The sequence below is a fragment of the Alloalcanivorax balearicus MACL04 genome (assembly GCF_025532145.1).
Lineage (GTDB): Bacteria > Pseudomonadota > Gammaproteobacteria > Pseudomonadales > Alcanivoracaceae > Alloalcanivorax > Alloalcanivorax balearicus.
In genome coordinates this window covers 118,452-136,360 of the sequence record NZ_ARXS01000010.1, presented here as the reverse complement: position 1 = coordinate 136,360, position 17,909 = coordinate 118,452, and the positions used below count along the sequence as shown (strand labels likewise).

General features: G+C 62.5%; 15 protein-coding genes. 8 read left to right on the top strand and 7 right to left on the bottom strand.

The annotated features are described in order from the left end of the window. Positions 1–3 precede the first annotated feature (3 nt). Complete coding sequence (locus MA04_RS10650; protein ID WP_262460383.1) at positions 4–1,113, bottom strand: efflux RND transporter periplasmic adaptor subunit; 1,110 nt, start codon at positions 1,111–1,113, stop codon at positions 4–6. A gap of 107 nt (positions 1,114–1,220) precedes the next feature. On the opposite strand from MA04_RS10650, the gene MA04_RS10645 reads away from it, so the two are divergent. Further along, positions 1,221–2,171, top strand: coding sequence for an AraC family transcriptional regulator (locus MA04_RS10645; RefSeq protein WP_262460382.1), 951 nt, complete (start codon positions 1,221–1,223; stop codon positions 2,169–2,171). Positions 2,172–2,179: 8 nt separating this feature from the next. Here MA04_RS10645 and MA04_RS10640 read toward each other — a convergent pair whose 3' ends face one another. Genes MA04_RS10640 through MA04_RS10630 form a run of 3 tightly spaced genes read right to left on the bottom strand, consistent with a single transcriptional unit; the run spans position 2,180 to position 4,391 of the window. Further along, the gene (locus tag MA04_RS10640) at positions 2,180–3,274 is read right to left on the bottom strand and encodes an NAD(P)/FAD-dependent oxidoreductase (RefSeq protein WP_262460381.1); all 1,095 of its coding nucleotides are present in this window, start codon (positions 3,272–3,274) and stop codon (positions 2,180–2,182) included. 5 nt (positions 3,275–3,279) lie between these two features. Further along, complete coding sequence (locus tag MA04_RS10635; protein WP_262460380.1) at positions 3,280–3,987, bottom strand: RES family NAD+ phosphorylase; 708 nt, start codon at positions 3,985–3,987, stop codon at positions 3,280–3,282. Next, positions 3,984–4,391, bottom strand: a complete 408-nt coding sequence (locus MA04_RS10630; protein ID WP_163124264.1) for an MbcA/ParS/Xre antitoxin family protein — start codon at positions 4,389–4,391, stop codon at positions 3,984–3,986. The genes MA04_RS10635 and MA04_RS10630 overlap by 4 nt, the downstream gene beginning before the upstream one ends. A gap of 149 nt (positions 4,392–4,540) precedes the next feature. Here MA04_RS10630 and MA04_RS10625 point away from each other — a divergent pair, with 149 nt between their 5' ends. Next, the gene (locus tag MA04_RS10625) at positions 4,541–5,542 is read left to right on the top strand and encodes an amidohydrolase family protein (protein WP_262460379.1); all 1,002 of its coding nucleotides are present in this window, start codon (positions 4,541–4,543) and stop codon (positions 5,540–5,542) included. A 193-nt stretch (positions 5,543–5,735) separates the two neighbouring features. On the opposite strand, the gene MA04_RS10620 is transcribed toward MA04_RS10625, so the two are convergent. Both MA04_RS10620 and MA04_RS10615 read right to left on the bottom strand, forming a co-directional pair. Beyond that, positions 5,736–6,611 (bottom strand): NAD(P)-dependent oxidoreductase, encoded by an 876-nt coding sequence (locus MA04_RS10620; protein WP_163124269.1) that lies wholly within the window; start codon positions 6,609–6,611, stop codon positions 5,736–5,738. Next, positions 6,608–7,681: an SMP-30/gluconolactonase/LRE family protein gene (locus MA04_RS10615; protein ID WP_163124270.1), complete on the bottom strand. Its 1,074-nt coding sequence runs from the start codon at positions 7,679–7,681 to the stop codon at positions 6,608–6,610. Before MA04_RS10615 ends, MA04_RS10620 begins: the two co-directional genes overlap by 4 nt. 198 nt (positions 7,682–7,879) lie before the next feature. Between MA04_RS10615 and MA04_RS10610 the strand changes: the two genes are divergently transcribed. Together MA04_RS10610 and MA04_RS10605 are read left to right on the top strand one after the other, a co-directional pair. Beyond that, entirely contained in the window at positions 7,880–9,067 is a 1,188-nt protein-coding gene (locus tag MA04_RS10610) for a toxic anion resistance protein (protein WP_163124272.1), read from the top strand. A 28-nt stretch (positions 9,068–9,095) separates the two neighbouring features. After that, on the top strand, positions 9,096–12,161 hold the full coding sequence (locus MA04_RS10605) for an AAA domain-containing protein (protein WP_262460395.1): 3,066 nt from the start codon (positions 9,096–9,098) through the stop codon (positions 12,159–12,161). 81 nt (positions 12,162–12,242) lie between these two features. Here the strand turns inward: MA04_RS10605 and gltA are convergent, their stop codons facing one another. Further along, positions 12,243–13,529 (bottom strand): citrate synthase, encoded by a 1,287-nt coding sequence (gene gltA, locus MA04_RS10600; protein WP_163124276.1) that lies wholly within the window; start codon positions 13,527–13,529, stop codon positions 12,243–12,245. 683 nt (positions 13,530–14,212) lie between these two features. On the opposite strand from gltA, the gene sdhC reads away from it, so the two are divergent. The 4 genes from sdhC to MA04_RS10580 are packed head-to-tail and all read left to right on the top strand — an operon-like array spanning position 14,213 to position 17,469. Next, a complete protein-coding gene (sdhC, locus tag MA04_RS10595) occupies positions 14,213–14,587 on the top strand; it encodes a succinate dehydrogenase, cytochrome b556 subunit (protein WP_163124278.1) in 375 nt (124 codons plus the stop codon). After that, on the top strand, positions 14,581–14,961 hold the full coding sequence (sdhD, locus tag MA04_RS10590; RefSeq protein ID WP_163124281.1) for a succinate dehydrogenase, hydrophobic membrane anchor protein: 381 nt from the start codon (positions 14,581–14,583) through the stop codon (positions 14,959–14,961). Before sdhC ends, sdhD begins: the two co-directional genes overlap by 7 nt. Positions 14,962–14,964: 3 nt before the next feature. Further along, positions 14,965–16,740 carry a succinate dehydrogenase flavoprotein subunit gene (gene sdhA, locus MA04_RS10585; RefSeq protein ID WP_014995021.1) on the top strand — a complete coding sequence of 592 codons (1,776 nt, stop codon included), beginning with the start codon at positions 14,965–14,967 and terminating at the stop codon, positions 16,738–16,740. Positions 16,741–16,752: 12 nt separating this feature from the next. Beyond that, entirely contained in the window at positions 16,753–17,469 is a 717-nt protein-coding gene (locus tag MA04_RS10580) for a succinate dehydrogenase iron-sulfur subunit (protein WP_026949599.1), read from the top strand. Positions 17,470–17,909: the final 440 nt, after the last annotated feature.

The following is a 17,909-nucleotide window of genomic DNA, read 5'->3' as shown; positions in this document are numbered from 1 at the left end:
GCATCAGTGCTCCACCAGGTCCACGGGCTGGCCGTCGGTCAGGGCCTCGTTGCCGCGAATCACGACCCGGGCGCCTTGTGCTATGTCGTCACCAGCAACGGCGACCCTGCCATCCTGGTCATGGAGAACCCGCACCGTGTGCCTGCGCGCCACCGGCTGGTCACCGTCGTCTTCAACGACGTACACACTGAGGCTGCCGTCGGGGTGACGCAGCAAGGCGTCACGACTGATCGTCACGATGCCGGTACCCGCTTGCGCGAGCGAAATCTCGGCACGGGCCGAGGTCCCGGGTAGCAGATGACCTTCAGGATCGTCCACCAGCAAACGCAGCAGGAAGGTTCTGGTGCCGGAATCGGTGACGGGAACCCGCGCATCAACGCTGGCCGGCAACGGCGTACCGCCAAGTGCATCGGCGAAAACGCGTACCTGCGCATCGTCGTCGATCTGCCAGAAGCGCTCCTGTGGCATGCGCAGATCCAGACGCACGCGGTCCGTCGCTATCAGTGACAGTACCGGTGTGCCGCGTTGTACCCATTCGCCGGTCTCGGTAAGCTTTTCGGCCACCACGCCTGAGAATGGGGCGGGCAGCGTGTGCCGCGCGACGATTTCTTCTTGCTCGCGGGTACTGGCCCGGGCGGATTCCGCCGCCGCCCGCGCAAGGTCCAGAGCGGCAGTGCGCGCCCCGAGTTCCGTGGCGGCAATGGCCCGGTGCTCGACCAGCCGCTGTGCTTCGGTGACCAGGCGCTCTGCCTCGCGCACGGCGGCGTCCGCCTCGGCGGCTTCGGCTTGGGCGCGCAGTAAGGTTTGGCGGGCGATGGCGGGATCAAGTTCGAGCAATACCTGCCCGGGTTCAACCTGATCGCCGGCATCGACATGCACCCGCGAGACGAGCCCGTCGACACGTGCAGACAGCCATGCCTGACGTTCAGCGGTCAGGGTCCCGGACATGGAGAACCGCTCCGCGAACGCAGCGGATTTTGCCGGCGCTACCATGACACGCGCCACCGCGACGGACTCCTCACTGACATCCGGGAGCGGACCATCATCGCAGGCGGAAAGCAGCAGGAAGGTGAGTGCTGAAGCCCAGCGTTGGGCAATTACGGGCATCTTCATAGTCGAGTCGTCATAGGCCGCTAGGCAGATGAGAACCATAGAGCCTTCCGACCATCCGATCTATGCGGTAAGGTCCGGTGTTCCTTTGCAATCGTCCAGGGAAAGGCATGGACCCGCTTTCAGACGTACTCTCGCTACTGAAACCCCGCAGCTACGTGTCCGCCGGTTTTGATGCCGGAGGCGACTGGTCGATCCAGTTCCCGGATCAGTACAAGCTGATCAAGTGCTATGCGGTGGTGTCCGGTGGATGCTGGCTGGCGGTCGATAGTATTCCCGACGCCGTGTATCTGAAGGAAGGAGACTGCTTCGTGCTGCCAAGCGGACGCCCCTTCCGTCTTGCCAGCGATATGGCGCTGTCGCCGGAACCTTCCAGCAATTATTTACCGCCCCCACGCCCCGGTGCCGTCGTGAGGATCAACGGCGGAGGCGACGTCTTTCTCGTCGGCAGCCGGTTTGGCGTCAACGGCGGGCACGCCGATATGCTGATGAGCATGCTGCCGCCCATCGTGCACATTCACAATGAGACGGAACAGGCGGCGCTGCGCTGGTCGGTGGAAAGGATGATGCAGGAACTGCACGACCCCGAGCCCGGTGGGTTTCTGATCGCCCAGCACCTCGCCCATATGATGCTGGTGCAGGCACTCAGGCTGCACGTGAGAAAAGGAGCAGCGGGCAGCACGGGATGGCTTTTCGGCGTGGCGGACAAGCAGTTGGGTCCGGCCATCGGTGCGGTGCATGCCGATCCGGCCTATCGCTGGACGCTGCGGACATTGGCCGAACGTGCCCACATGTCGCGTTCGTCATTCGCCCAGAAATTCAGGGAGACGATGGGCACCTCGCCGATGGAGTATGTGACGCGCTGGCGCATGCTGCTGGCGGGAGACAGGCTGGAGAACTCCAACGATCCGGTTTCCGTTATCTCCCTGTCGCTGGGTTATCAATCCGAAAGCGCGTTCAGCACGGCGTTCAAGCGGGTCATGGGGGCCTCGCCACGACGGTATGGCCGGCGACCGCCAGCCGCGCCGAATGGCCGCGCCGGAAAACCGGCGGCAAGGTGATCGCGTCCTCACCCTCGAATCCGCTCCGCCAACGCCAGGGCGGCGGTCAGCCCCGGTGACTCGATGCCCAGCAAGGCAATCAGGCCCGGCAGGCCGTGATCCTGCTCGTCGAGCAGGCAGAAATCCGTATGGGCTTCGCCATGCAGGCGCAATTTGGGGCGGATGCCGGTGTAGTCCGGCAGCAGTGAACCGGGTGGAAGGCCCGGCCAGTAGGCACGCACGGCGTCCTTGAAAGCGGGCTCGCGCTGGAGATTGACGCGGTAATCCACCTGGTCGATCCATTCCACGTCCGGCCCGAAGCGCGCCTGGCCCGCCAGGTCCACGGTCAGATGCACACCAAGGCCATGGCGCTCCGGCAGCGGGTAGATCAAACGCCGGGTAGGGCTGGCGCCACGCAGGCGGAAATAGTTACCCCGCGCCAGTCCCTGTTGTGGAGCCAGATCCGCTGGCAGCCCGTGCAGACGTTGCAGCAACGGTACGCTGCCCAGGCCGGCGGCGATCACCAGTTGCTCGCAGTGCAACTGAAAGCCACCATCCGGGCCGGTCACCTGTAACTCGAAACCGTGCCGGTCTCCGCCCAGGGCGATCACACTGTGCCGCAAGCACAGTAAGGCGCCGGCTTCTTCGGCGTCGGCGGCCAGCGCGGCCATCAGGCCGTGACTGTCGACGATGCCGGTGTGTTCGCTGGACAGCGCCAGATCCGCCGCCAGCCAGGGCTCCTCATGTTGCAGAGCAGGGCGCCCCAGCCAGTGCAATCCGCTGGCACCAGCGGCAATGGCGTTGTCGTACAAAGCCCGCAGTTGCCGGGCCTGCTCCTCGCCTCTTGCCACCACCCATTTGCCGCAACGGCGATGGGCTACCCGACGGCGCTGGCAATACTCGTAGAGCAGGGCATTGCCGCGCAGGCAGGACATGGCTTTGAGGGAGTCCGGCGGGTAATAAAGGCCGGCATGGATCACTTCGCTGTTGCGCGAGGACAGGTGCTCGCCAAAGTGCGCCTCCGCTTCCAGCAATACCGGTGCGCGGCCGGCCAGGGCCAGTTCCCGGGCAATGGCCAGGCCCACCACGCCGCCACCGATGATCACCGTTCCCAGGGATTCCATGGTCATCACCCGGTGACGCGGCGGATGGTCAGCACATGGGCGATACGCTCGCCATCCCAGATGTATTCGTAGTGGGTGCTGGGAATCACCGATTCCACCAGATGAGGGGAAAACAGGGCAAAACACAGCGCCCCCGGGTCGCGTACCGAGCTGTAGGCCAGGCCATGCTCGTCCGCTTCAAACAGACGCTGGCCGAGGCGGCGGGCACTGCTGTAATCCTCGGGGTGATACCACTGATCGTCGTCGCGCAGCGGGTTGTGAATGTCGCGTAACGCGGCGGAAAAGCGAACCCGCAGACCGCGCATCACCACCCGGTCGTACTTCAACCCAATGACCTGCTGGAAGTAGTGTTGCTGGTGATAGCGGGTTTCGGCGATGGCGGTGGCCATGCGTTCGGCACAGTAGAGCACACCGAAGCCGCCGTCGGAGAAGCGCGAGCCGGCGGGATTGACATGGACAAAGGGGGCCAGCGCGTAGCTGCAGCCGGGAATGCCCCAGGGACGGCGTTCCGGGGGGACCCGGTTCAGCTCTCCAATCTGGGTTTGCAGCCGGGGATTGGTCAGTGCCTGTACCGCGAAAAGAGCATCGAAATCGCTCTCGTCGGCGACATCGTCGAACAGGTTGATGGGCGGATATTTGCCGTTGACCAGACGGTACGCCTCCTGATGGTCGAAGGCATGCAGCGGCAGTTCGCGATAGTCCGGTTGGCTCACCACTGGCCCCCGCGCAGGCTGTCCAGATGGCGGAATACCTCGTAGAGGCTGGCGACCCGTCCGGTGCTCATGGCCTCCATGGGGCTGGTGCCGTTGAAGTAGGGGTTGTGGTTGGGCATGCGTACGAAGCCATAGACGTTCTCCCGGTTGCCGAACAGGGTACGTAATGCCTGATGAATGTTGAGCAGATAGCTCAGGCGCTCCAGTAAATCATTGGAAATGCGGGCGCTTTCCGGGCGACTCTGGTACTTGTGCAGGGTGGAGCGGCCGACGCCGAGCAGCGCGGTCTTCTCCTTCTCCGTGCATTGCCACAAATCGAGCAGTTTGAGCACCGCGCGCAGGGCGGCATGGCGGGCCTGGTCGTCCAGGGCGGGCAGATTCTGGGTGTCGTGGGCCGGTTGCATGGGGCACCTCCTGACGTTTTGTCCATATTAGGACATAAAATAGTATTTTGTCTACAAATAGATAAAAGAGTAAGACTCTGTATAATCCGTAGAACCCCTGGCAACCCCGCCGGTCAAGGAAGGCAGGACATCATGGAGGAAAGAAAATAATGCGATTTCTGGCCGTATTGGCGTTGCTGGCGAGCTCACCGCTGTGGGCACGGGACTACCTGTATGTGGATGCGCACCTGCATTACGTGGATTTCATGCAGGAAAGCGAAGGCATGGACGCCATGTTCAACGCCATGGACAAGGCCAGGGTGGAGCAGGCCTGGGTCTTTGGTCTGCCGGTGGTGAAAAAATGGGAGCAAAGTGCGCCGCGCCGGCCCCGTTACTTTCTTGGCGACGAAGCACCGTTGTACTACTACAGCGCCACCGACGACCTGTTGGCCCAGGCCATCGCGGCATTGCCGCAAGAGCGCCGGCAGCGGCTGGTGCCCTTTATCAGCGGTATCAATCCCACCGACCTCAATGCCGCCCGGCACGTGGAGGCGCTGATCGAGCGCTATCCGGGCCTGTGGCGCGGGATCGGTGAAGTGATCACCCGCCATGATGACCTTACCGCCCTGACCGAAGGGGAAACGCCAAGGGCCAATCACCCGGCGCTGATGAAAGTATACCGGGTGGCCGCCCGCCACGGTTTGCCGGTGCTGCTGCACAGCAATCTGACTTCGCTACGCGAGAAAACGCCGATCTATCTTGAGGAGCTGGAAGACGCGCTCAAGGAAAACCCGAAGACCCGCTTTATTCTTGCCCACGCCGGCACCAGTGGCGGGGTGGAAGCGCGGCAGGCGCCGTTGGAAACGCTGCCGGCTATTATCCGCGCGCTGCTGGAACGCTACGACAACCTCTACGTGGATCTGTCCTGGAGTGTGCGGGAGCACTATCTGCTGGATGACGACAAGCCGCGCGAGGTGTGGCTGACGCTGATCAAAGACCACCCCGACCGGTTCACCCTGGGCACCGACCTGGTCGGGCATTTCGACAGCATGAAGAAAATCCTCAACAGCTACCGGCCGCTATTGAATGCTCTGCCAGAAGAGGTGGCGCGACGGGTGGCCAGCGACAACGCCAAGACGTTGGTGCTGAAAAAGGGCGCCGTGGCGAAATAGCTCTACGCCGCCGCCGTGGGAGATTCCATGTTGCCTTGCAAGTTCACTGGTGCGGCGCGTCATTCGCCAGCAGGCTGGCTCCCACGGATCATGCAGCGAAGCCGCTGTGGGAGCTTGCCTGTAAGCGAATTGTGCTTTCGGGCCAACAGATTCGCTTGCGGGCAAACTCCCACAGTGGGTCACGATTCCCTGATCAATCCCGCCGCCGCAACCGCCGCAGCAGACTGGATGTATCCCAGCGGCCGCCGCCCATGGCCTGAATGTCCTTATAGAATTCGTTGATCTGCGCGGTCACCGGCAAGGGGGTACCGGTACGGTTGGCCTCGGCCAGACAGATCATCAGATCCTTGCGCATCCAGTCCACGGCGAAGCCATGCTCGTACTCATCGGCGATCATGGTCTGGTGGCGGTTCAGCAATTGCCAGGAACTGCCGGCACCGGCTCCGATCACCTGCATGGCTTTTTCCGCGTCCAACCCGGCATCCCGGGCAAAGGCAATGGCCTCGGCCACGCCTTGGATCGCCGCGCCCACGCAAATCTGGTTGGCCATTTTAGTGAGCTGGCCGCTGCCCGCCGGTCCCATCAGTACCACGCTCTTGCCATAGTGATCCAGCACCGGGGCGACACGCTCGAACACCGCTTCCTCGCCGCCGCACATCACCGAAAGCTGGCCGTTCTCGGCGCCTTGCTGGCCACCGGAAACCGGTGCGTCGATAAAATGCGCACCCCGTTCGCGACAGGCATCGTCCAGAGTACGGGCCATGGTGGCGCTGGCGGTGGTGTGATCCACCAGCACCGCGCCGGCGGTCAGGGTACTCACCGCGCCGTCCTTACCAAGGGTGACCTGATGCAGATCCTGATCATTGCCCACGCACAGGAACACCGCATCGGCGTCCTCGGCGGCCAGTGCCGGAGTGACGGCATGGCGGCCGCCGTATTCCTTCACCCAGGCTTCGGCCTTGGCGCCGGTGCGGTTGTAGACCGTTACTTCCAGACCAGCACGGGCCAGGTGACCGGCCATGGGATAGCCCATAACACCAAGGCCGATAAATGCGACTCGGGAAATCATTGGGACTCCTCAAGGTTGTAGATGGCGAAGCTGTCGGCGGTGAGGCTGCCCAGCAGCAAGCGCTGGCCGACCTGCTCCACACTGGTGATGGGGGAAAACGCATCATCACCGAGATACTGCAGGTTATGGGTGACGTTGCCGTCGGTATCCAGGCCTAACACAAAGGCGTGATGGGCCGGTTGCGGCTGCATGAATTCCGGTAACCGGAAGACCACCTTTCGCAACAGCGGCTTGTCGGCCATGGCATCCAGAGCGGCGTTGCGCGGTGCGAACAGGGCCACCCAGAAAGTATCGGTGCCATTACCGGAGATGCCGTCGGGAATGCCCGGCAGGTTATCGATGAACACTTCATTTTCACCGGCGCGTTCGCCGCTGAGCCAATAACGCTGCACCCGGTAGCTGCCGGTTTCCACCACCAGCACATAGGACTCGTCCGGGGCCAGGGCCACGCCGTTGGCGAATTGCAGACCGTCCAGCAGGACCGTGGTGGTGTCGTTTCGCGGATCGTATTTGAGCAGCCGGCCGTGGCCGCCGTGTTCGATGATGTCGTCCCGGGCTTTCATCGCCGGACCGAACTTGCTGGAAGCATCGGTGAAGTAGATGACGCCGTCGCTGGCCACATCCACGTCATCGGTGAATTTGAAGGGTACGCCGTTCGCCTCCTTGGTGAGCGCCGTGACCGCGCCGGATTGCGCATTGATGCGCAACAGGCCCTGATAGCCATCGGCCACCACCAGCGTGTCGTCCGGGGCGAAATCCAACCCCAGCGGCCGGCCGCCGGTATTGGCGATCAGGTCGGCGTCGCTGCCGTCCCCGCGGAATCGGACGATGCGCCCGTCCTCATAACCGACATAGAGACGCCCCTCGTTATCCACCGCCACATCTTCCGGGCCATGGCCTTCGCCTTCGGCCAAACGGTGTGCCCGGCTGAGCCGGTCGTTCACGGCGTAGGGACCTTCCAGAGCCGGTGCTTTGGGAACGTCCCAGGCCACCGGCTCCACCGGTACCGGCCAGAACAACAGGTAACTGGCCAGGACCAGAAGAATCAGGATCAAAAGGGTTTTTTTCATTTGTCGTCCTTAAAGACAGGCTTTTGAAACCTCGAATGCGGGGCATAATCCGTCCCGTCGGACATGATAGGCTATCATGCCAGTGGATGGTGGCGATGACCTTCCCTCGGGGATCGCGGAAAATCGCGGAAAGAGCAGTGGAACGCGATGACGGAACGGGACGCCGGCGCCGGGATAATAGTGGATAAGGACAGCAATATGAGCAACGTGAATCCGGAACAGGGCAGTTTGCAGGTGGCGGCGCCCGAGGTGCTGGCGGCGGAATTGAATTCGGCCGTGCCAGTGGCGGAGGATGAAAGCCAGGCGCTGGCGCAACGGGCCGATCAACTGGTGGAACAGTTACTGACCGCCTCCGCAAGCGGTGATCCCGCCCCGGCGCGTGGCGCCGTGGAGAACATGGGACGGGACGTTCAGGCGCGCGCCGCCCGTCAAAGCCGGTTGTTGGAGGAGCCGGTACACCGGCTCGCCAGCCGGGCCGAGGACGGTGGACCCGTGGCCAACGCCCTGGTCGATCTGAAAGTCCAGGTAGAGTCACTGGACCCGGCGCGGGTGGATCTGTCCCCGGGCTGGTTTTCCCGGCTGGCCGGCTATCTGCCCTTCGTTGGCACGCCCCTGAAACGCTATTTTTCCCGCTATGAATCCGCGTCCACGGTGATCGCCGCCATTGTCGAATCACTGGAGCAAGGGCGTGAGCAGTTGCGCCGGGACAACATCACCCTGCAGGCGGATCAGAAAGACATGCGTGAGAACGGTCGGCAGTTGAGCCGGGCCGTTGCCCTCGGTGAGCAGATCGATGCGCGTTTGTCCCGTGCCCTGGAGCGTGAAATCGACCCCCAGGACGCGCGGCACCGGTTCGTCCAGGAGGAGTTGCTGTTTCCATTACGTCAGCGAATGCAGGATATGCAGCAACAGTTGGCGGTGAATCAGCAGGGCGTACTCACCACCGAAGTAATCGTCCGCAATAACCGCGAGCTGATCCGCGGCGTGGACCGTGCCACCCAGGTTACCGTCAATGCGCTGCGGATCGCGGTGACCCTGGCCATGGCCCTGGCCAATCAGCGCATCGTGCTGGACAAGATCGACGCGGTGAACAAAACCACCGATACACTGATTGCCGGTACCGCCCAGCGGCTGCGTCAGCAGGGCGCGGAAATCCATACCCGCGCGGCGTCCACGCAGCTGGATATGGATGTATTACGGCAGGCTTTCGTCGATATCAATGCCTCTCTGGAGGACATCGCGCGCTTCCGCCGTGAAGCCCTGCCGGGCATGGCCGATTCGATTCAGCAAATGGCGGCGTTGACCCGCAAAGGGGATGACGCGCTGGCACAGTTGGAGCAAGCCGAGGCGTCCCGTTCGGCTCTCGCCATCGATCTCAATCCGTGATTCGCGGGAGGCAGTTATATTGCGTGCCATGACGCGTGGGTTGATCGCTTATTTCCGGGATTGTCTGGCCGAGGATGGCGGCGACCGCCTGATTACAGACTTGTTCGCCCAATCCGAGCGCGGCCATGTTTTTTTTCGTGCCGATGGGGAGCAGGCTCCAGGGACCTGCCGGTGGCCGATACCCGAGCAGGAGGTGCAACGGCTGCGTCATGAGCAGAGTGCCCAGCGCCAGGAGCGGCGTCTCATGGCGGGGCTGTTCGTGGTGAGCGTGGCGGTGGACGGAGAGGGCTCGCGGCGCGGTTACGTGCGTGCCCCCTTACTGATCGCCGAAGCACTGGTGAGCGACGAGCAAAGTGACACTGCCGCCATCGAAGTGGATGGCCTTCGTTATAACAGTGCGGTGTTGGACGCCTTGGCGGAATCGACGCCATGGGTTGCCGAGTTGGACCCGGAACAGGTGGACGCGGACACCCTGACGCGTATTCTGGCGTCGATGGACAGCCGGGATTACGCCGATAACGCCCGAGGCTTTCCGCGACCTCGCAGCGGTGCCCGTCCACGCTATACCCCAGCAGGCGTGGTCTGGTTGTCGGCCCGTTCGCCCTTGCAGCGCAGTGTGCTGTTCGAGCTGGAGCGACTGGCCGGGGGGGAGGTCCCTTTGTCGCCGCCTTTGCGGCAGTTGCTGGGAGAGCCGGTGCCGGCACCGGAACAGGTGCGGGCGGCCGAGCCGGACACCCTGCCGGCCAGTCTTACTCACGCCCAGCAACAGACCTTGCAAAACGCCGCCTCGCAAACGCTCAGCGTGATCAACGGCCCGCCGGGTACCGGCAAAACCTATACTTTGTCCTGCCTCACCGTGGATCGGGTCATGCGTGGCGAATCGGTGCTCATCGTATGCAGTAACGAGCATGCCGCCGATGTGGTGCGTGGCAAGCTGGATGGTCTGTTCGGCGAGGCCGGGGATCTGATTCTGCGTGCTGGCCGCGGTGACCATCGCAAGCACTTGCTGGAACGGCTCGATTACTGGCTGTCCGGGGAAATGGCGCTGGCGCCGGAGCCGGAACGGCCGGCCTTGCTAAAGCGAATGGACCTGGCGACCCGGGCCTACCGGGATCTGGAACGGCGATTCCGCCGGGATTTGCGCCGGGCGGAACTGGCCGGCGCGCGCACCGGTGGGCTTTGGGCTCAACTGCGGCGCTGGTGGGCGAGCCGGCGCTTACTGGCGCAACCGACGCTGGCGCAACAATGGCAGCAGTTGCAGGCGTCGGTGGAGGCGCATCAGGATCTGGCCCGGCATACTCTGGAAGCGGGTGCCAACGACAATCTGGCGACGCTGTTGCGTCAGCGTCGCAATCAACTGAGCACCTTGTCGCGGGCGCTGCGTTCCCGTAGCGGAGCGTTGCGCCAGGATCGCTTCGATAAACTCGACTGGTCGCTGCTGACCAGCACTTTCCCGGTGTGGGTGGTGTCCGCTCACGCTCTCAGCCGAAGCCTGCCGGTCAATGAAACGGTATTCGATCTGGTGGTGATGGACGAGGCCACGCAATGCAATCTGCCATTGGCGTTGCCGGCGCTGCAACGGGCACGCCGGGCGGTGGTGGTGGGGGACCCCAAGCAGTTACGTCATTTCTCCTTTCTCGCCCGTGACCGTCAGCAGGCGCTGTCGATCCAGCACGGTGTCACCGGGGCACCGCTGGATCTGGATTACCGGGAACGCTCACTGTTGGACTACGCCCTGGATGCGGTGACCAGCCAGGAGGCGGTGGCGTTCCTTGATGAGCACTTCCGCAGCCATCCGGCGCTGATCCGCTTCAGCAATGCGGAGTTCTATTCAGACCGGCTCAAGGTGCTGACCCGCCTGGATAATCGCGAGTCGGATCAGCCGTTGCGGCTGGAGACCTGTCCGGTGACGCTGAAGGACACCGTGAATCTGGCGGAAGTGGATTTGGTGATGGCGCGGTTGCAGGGGTTGGTCGAGGCGTGCCGGGATTTGCCGGATGACCGTTGCCCGCAAATCGGTGTGGTGGCGATGTCACGGGCGCTGGCCACGGTGCTGGAAAACCGGCTGCTGGACCGCTTCGAGCTGGCCACGCTGGGGCGTCACAATCTTCGCGTTGGCACGCCTTACGCCTTCCAGGGGGAAGAGCGGGATTTCATGCTGGTCGCCACCGGCGTTTATCCGGGCCGTTCGGCGGCGGCCTGGCGCTACCTGGAGCGCCCCGACGTGTTCAATGTGGCGGTGACCCGGGTGCGCCACCGGCAATGGCTGTTCGTCGGCGAGGGGGCTCTGGATGAGCGGCCACAGGGATTGCTGGCCCGCTATGTGACCACGGTGGCGCGGCAAAATGACATTGCCGTCAGCGCCTCGCCAGCGGTGGAGGCATTGCGGCGGGAATTGGTCGGTGTGCTGGAAGGGTGGGGGGCTCGTTGCGAGCTGGATTACGTGTTCGCCGGCCAATCCCTGGATCTGCTGGTGCGCCATGCCGGCGGCGCTCTGGCCATCGATGTGATTGGTGTGGGGGAGGCGGGCGAGGCGTGGCAGTGGCAGCGCTATCGGCTGTTGGAACGGGCCGGGTTGGCATTGTTTCCGGTCAGTGCCCTGGACTGGAGTCATCGCCGGGACGCGGTGTTGGAACAGTTGCAGGCGCGTTTGGCGCTCTCCGATGCCGAGCCGGTGAGTGCTCGTCCTTATCATTCCCTTCGCTGGCGGCTGCAAGTGTTGGAGGCGCCCCGCTTGCAGCAGTTGCTGGGTGACTTGGAGCAAGTGCATGGCCAGGTGCTGCACTGGCTGGATCAGCGCTTCCTGCCCACCGAACTGACCTACCAGCGTTACCATGACGGTGTGGAGCAATTGCAGCGTGCGGCGCTGGCCGAGTTGGAAGGCGCCTGCGTGCTGCTGGAAGGGATTCGCGAGTTGGACGAGGACCTTGACGCCGATATTGATGCGCGTCTGGCGGCCTGCCGCGCCGCGGTGGAGGCCTTGAGCCGGTTGGGGAAAGAGCTGGCGTTGCTGCGACAGGAGGATTCCGGTCTGCAGGGGGCGCTGGATGACGTGCTGAAACTGGCGGACAGAGTGTCGTTGTACCAGCGTTAATGAGGTCACTCGCTCCAGCAACAAAAACGCCGGCCCGAAGGCCGGCGTTTTTGTCTGACACCGAGGTGTCTGGAGGTGCCTTTACTTGCGCTCGTTGACCGGCACGAAGGAGCGCTCGGTCTCGCCGGTGTAGAGCTGGCGGGGACGACCGATCTTGTAGGGATTGGAGATCATTTCGTTCCAGTGCGCGATCCAGCCCACGGTACGGGACAGCGCAAAGATCACGGTGAACATGCTGGTCGGAATGCCAATCGCCTTGAGGATGATCCCGGAGTAGAAGTCCACGTTCGGGAACAGCTTCTTCTCTTTGAAGTACGGGTCGTTGAGGGCGATCTCCTCGAGCTTCATGGCCAGCTCGAGTTGCGGATCGTTGACGCCCAGTTCGGCCAGTACTTCGTGGCAGGATTCGCGCATCACGGTGGCACGCGGGTCGTAGTTCTTGTACACCCGGTGGCCGAAGCCCATCAGCTTGAACGGATCGTTCTTGTCCTTCGCCTTGGCGATGAACGTCTCGATCTGGGAAACGTCGCCGATTTCCTCCAGCATCTTCAGCACCGCTTCGTTGGCACCGCCGTGAGCCGGACCCCACAGGGCGGAAATGCCGGCGGCGATACAGGCGAACGGATTGGCACCGGAAGAACCGGCCAGACGCACGGTGGAGGTGGACGCGTTCTGCTCATGATCGGCGTGGAGGATGAAGATGCGATCCATGGCGCGGGCCAGGGTCGGGCTGATCTTGCTGTCCTCGCAGGGGTTGCCGAACATCATGTGCAGGAAGTTTTCCGCATAACCCAGATCGTTGCGCGGGTACATCAGCGGCTGACCGAGACCGTACTTGTAGCACATGGCCGCGATGGTCGGCATCTTGGCGATGAGACGGAACGCGGTGACGTCACGATGGGTGGGGTTATTGATATCCAGCGAGTCGTGATAGAACGCGGACAGAGCACCCACCACGCCGCACATGATCGCCATCGGGTGGGCGTCACGGCGGAAGCCGTTGAAGAAGTTGCGAATCTGCTCGTGCACCATGGTGTGGTTCTTCACGGTGCTGACGAATTCCGCTTTCTGCTCGGCGCTTGGCAATTCGCCGTTGAGCAGCAGGTAGCACACTTCAAGGTAGTCGGACTTGGAAGCCAGTTCCTCGATGGAATAGCCGCGGTGCAGCAGCTGGCCTTTCTCGCCGTCGATGTAAGTGATCTTGGATTCGCAGGACGCGGTGGACGTAAAGCCCGGGTCGAAGGTAAAGATGCCATTGGCGGTGAGGGAGGACACATCAACGACGTCCTGGCCCAGGGTCGGTGTATGGATCGGCAGTTCCAGATCCTCCCGGCCCTCTACCTTGAGAATGGCTTTCTTCTCGGTCATGGGAATTTCTCCTCGGTGTATAGAGGGAGCAGCAGCGGAACCTGTGGACAGCGTCCGGACGGCGATGCCGAGCAGCGGCTGTTCAGAGGTCCCCCAAGGTCCTCCAGAGCGCGGGGGACGTTAAAGTTTTGGCCTGTCTTTGTCAACGAAGAAGGGGCCATGAGAAAAGGTGCCTTTTGCAGGGTAAACAGCTTGTTACGGGGGGCAATGCTGGCATTTTGCCCTGGAATGGCAAGGCGGTTGATGTAAAAGTGCCTATATAAAACAAAGCCTTAGCCTGTTTTCCGCCAGTTGGCGTTTGTTTTGCCGTCGGTGCGGCGATATACTGCCGCCCGCAAGGGGACCTCTGACCGAGTCCCTTGCGGCACAGCAAGGTGGTGGCGTGATGCCGAGCAGTATAAGCGCAATGACAGGCGCCGCCCCTTGATTCGGGAGTTGTCAGGGAATACGCAACCGACCACGCCGCCATCCTCTCTCGTGGGTGACAGCGGTGGTGTCGTTAGTGCATTCCGGCGACCGCCGACCGCAACGGACTTGGTCATGGATTCCCGGAATACGGGCTTCACCCCGGCCCTGGTATCACCGGATTCGCCGCCAGTCTTCATGTTGAGACGACATCGGTGATGCCAAGTTCCCGACAACCGCTCCGGCCTGCCCGGAGCCCGGCAAAAGTGTAGGCTACCGTGAACGACAAAAGACCCGTCAATCTCGATCTATCGACGATCAAGTTCCCGGTCACCGCCATTGCGTCCATCACTCACCGGATTACCGGCGTCGCCATTTTCGTGGCGTTGCCGATATTGCTGTGGATGCTGGATCGTTCCGTGGCGTCCCCGGAGAGCTTTGCGGACCTGAAACAACTCCTTGATTCCCCCCTGGCCAAACTGGTCGTGTGGGCCATCCTCACTCCGATCCTGTATCACCTGGTAGCCGGTATCCGGCATCTGTTCATGGACGCCGGGATAGGTGAGACCCTGGAAGGCGGACGGCGTGGCGCCAAGTCGGTGTTCATCATCACCGCCGTTCTCGTTGTACTGGTAGGAGCTTGGATATGGTAACCCGGGTAACCAGCGTCACCAGTCTGGGCCGTAACGGCCTGTACGACTGGCTGATTCAGCGCGTCAGCGCCGTTGTTATCGGCGTGTACTTCATCGGCATGTTGGGCTATCTGATCGCCCAGCCAAATCTCGACTACGGCACCTGGAAGACCTTCATCGGCTCCGTGCCAATGCAAATCGCCACCACCTTGCTGGTACTTTCCGTGGCCGCCCACACCTGGGTCGGTCTGTGGGGTGTGACCACCGACTATCTCACCGGCATGACCCTGGGCAAATCCGCCACCTGTGTACGTCTGGTGGTGCAGATGGTGATCGCTCTGCTGCTGCTGGTCTACGTCCTTTGGGGCCTGGTAACGATTTGGGGAGGCGCTTGATCCATGTCCATTCGCACCATTACCTTTGATGCCATCGTGGTGGGTGGCGGCGGCGCCGGCATGCGCGCGTCCCTGCAAATGGCGCAGTCCGGTTTCAAGACCGCGCTGATTTCCAAAGTCTTTCCCACCCGTTCCCATACGGTGTCCGCCCAGGGCGGCATCACTTGTGCCATTGCCTCCGCCGATCCCAATGACGACTGGCGCTGGCATATGTACGACACGGTCAAGGGCTCCGATTACATCGGTGACCAGGACGCCATCGAATACATGTGCTCAGTTGGCCCGGAAGCGGTGTTCGAACTCGACCACATGGGGCTGCCGTTCTCCCGTACCGAGGAAGGCCGGATTTACCAGCGCCCGTTCGGTGGTCAGTCGAAGAACTTCGGCGAGGGCGGTCAGGCCGCCCGGACCTGTGCCGCCGCCGACCGTACCGGTCACGCGCTGCTGCACACCCTGTATCAGCAGAACCTGAAAAACGGCACCCAGGTGTACAGTGAATGGTACGCCGCCGAGCTGGTGAAGGATGGTCAGGGCAATGTTTGTGGCGTTATCGCCATCTGCATCGAAACCGGCGAAACGGTATTCTTCAAAGCCAAGGCAACGGTATTCGCCACCGGCGGTTCCGGCCGTATCTACGCCTCCACCACCAACGCCCTGATCAACACCGGTGACGGTGTCGGCATGGCCCTGCGTGCCGGTCTGCCGGTGCAGGACATCGAGATGTGGCAGTTCCACCCCACCGGCATCGCCGGCGCCGGGGTGCTGGTGACCGAGGGTTGCCGGGGTGAGGGCGGTTACCTCATCAACAAGGACGGCGAGCGCTTCATGGAGCGCTATGCGCCCAACGCCAAGGACCTGGCGTCCCGGGACGTTGTCGCCCGTTCCATGATGATGGAAATCCTGGACGGCCGTGGCGCCGGTCCGGATGGTGACCACGTTTTCCTCAAGCTCGATCATCTGGGCGAGGAAGTGCTGCACAGCCGCCTGCCGGGTATCTGTGAGCTGGCCATCACCTTCGCCCACACCGATCCGGTGAAGGAGCCGATTCCGGTGGTGCCCACCTGTCACTACATGATGGGCGGTATCCCCACCAATGTGCATGGTCAGGCGATCAAACTGAGCGCTGGCCACGAGGGTCAGGAGCAGTTCGTCAACGGCCTGTTCGCGGTGGGCGAGGTGGCCTGTGTGTCCGTGCACGGTGCCAACCGTCTCGGCGGCAACTCCCTGCTCGACCTGGTGGTGTTCGGCCGTGCCGCCGGCCTCTTCATTGAAGACGCCCTGCGCCAGGGTATGACCCAGTACGAGCCGAGCAACGACGATATCGACCAGGCTCTCAGCCGGGTGCGTCGCTGGGACGACTCCCAGGGTGGCGAGTCCGTGGCCAGCTTGCGCAAAGAGCTGCAAAGCACCATGCAGAATCACTTCGGTGTATTCCGCAAGGGCGATCTCATGCATGAAGGCGTCTCCAAACTGGCCGATCTGCGTGAGCGTGTCGCCAAGGCTCATCTGGAGGACAAGAGCCAGTCCTTCAATACTGCCCGGGTCGAAGCGCTGGAGCTGGACAACCTGCTGGAAGTGGCCGAAGCCACCGCCATCGCTGCTGAAGGCCGTAAGGAAAGCCGTGGGGCCCACGCCCGCTATGACTTCCCGGACCGCGACGATGAGAACTGGCTGTGTCATTCCATCTACGATCCGCTCACCAAGCAACTGGGTAAGCGTGCGGTGAACTTCGAACCGAAGACCGTGGATACCTTCCAGCCCAAGGCGCGGACCTACTAACGGAGAGCTGCAATGAAAGTCAGTATCTATCGCTACAACCCGGATACCGACCGCGAACCGACCATGAAAGAGTACGACGTGGACACCCAGGGCAAGGACCTGATGGTGCTCGACGTGCTCAACCTGGTGAAGGAGATGGACCCGTCCCTCGGGTTCCGTCGCTCCTGTCGCGAAGGCGTGTGCGGCTCCGACGGTATGAATATCAACGGCAAGAACGGGCTGGCCTGTATCACTTCGCTGTCTTCCGTGGCGCCTGGCGTTAAAGAAGGTAAAAAAGCGCTGGTGCTGCGGCCGCTGCCGGGACTGCCGGTGGTGCGCGATCTGGTGGTGGACATGACCATGTTCTACAACCAGTACGAGAAGGTGCAGCCGTACCTGCAGAACAGCACGCCGGCACCGGCCATCGAGCGCCTGCAGTCCCCCGAGGAGCGCGCCAAGCTCGACGGTCTGTACGAGTGCATCCTGTGTGCCTGCTGCTCCACCAGCTGCCCCAGCTTCTGGTGGAACCCGGACAAGTTCCTGGGTCCGGCGGCGCTGTTGCAGGGCTATCGCTTCCTGGCGGACAGCCGTGATACCGCCACCGAAGAGCGCCTGGCGCGGCTGGATGACCCGTTCAGCCTGTTCCGGTGCCATGGCATCATGAACTGCGTCAGCGTGTGCCCGAAAGGGCTCAACCCGACCCGGGCCATCGGCCACATCCGTTCCATGTTGTTGGAACGGGGCATCTGACCCGGACCAGAAAAGGCGGCCTCTGGCCGCCTTTTTTGTGGGTGTCGCCCAGGCGACGTCAAAAATCGTTCCAGACGATTTTTTGTATCTGAATGCGACCCTGTGGGGCCAATCCGGTGTGCTTCGGATAAGCTTGAAATCGCCGCGACAGCCCCGATAAACAGACTCGACCTTGGTGGCATTGAAGTTCTTTCCGAAAAGGTCGATAAGTCGGACAGTGTCGGGGGGCTGAACAGGCCGGATGGCAGGGTACGGGCCGCCGGTCGGCCCCAAACCGGCTCTAACAAAAGCCTCACAAACGTACTACACTATCGGCCGGTTCCGGAAACCCCGGAATCGGTGTACGCAGCAGGGTGGAGTGGCGCTTAAAAGGCAGCCGCTCCGGACACATTGAAAGCTCGGGAACAGGGTCATCCTCCCTGTGGTCACAGCACCATCTC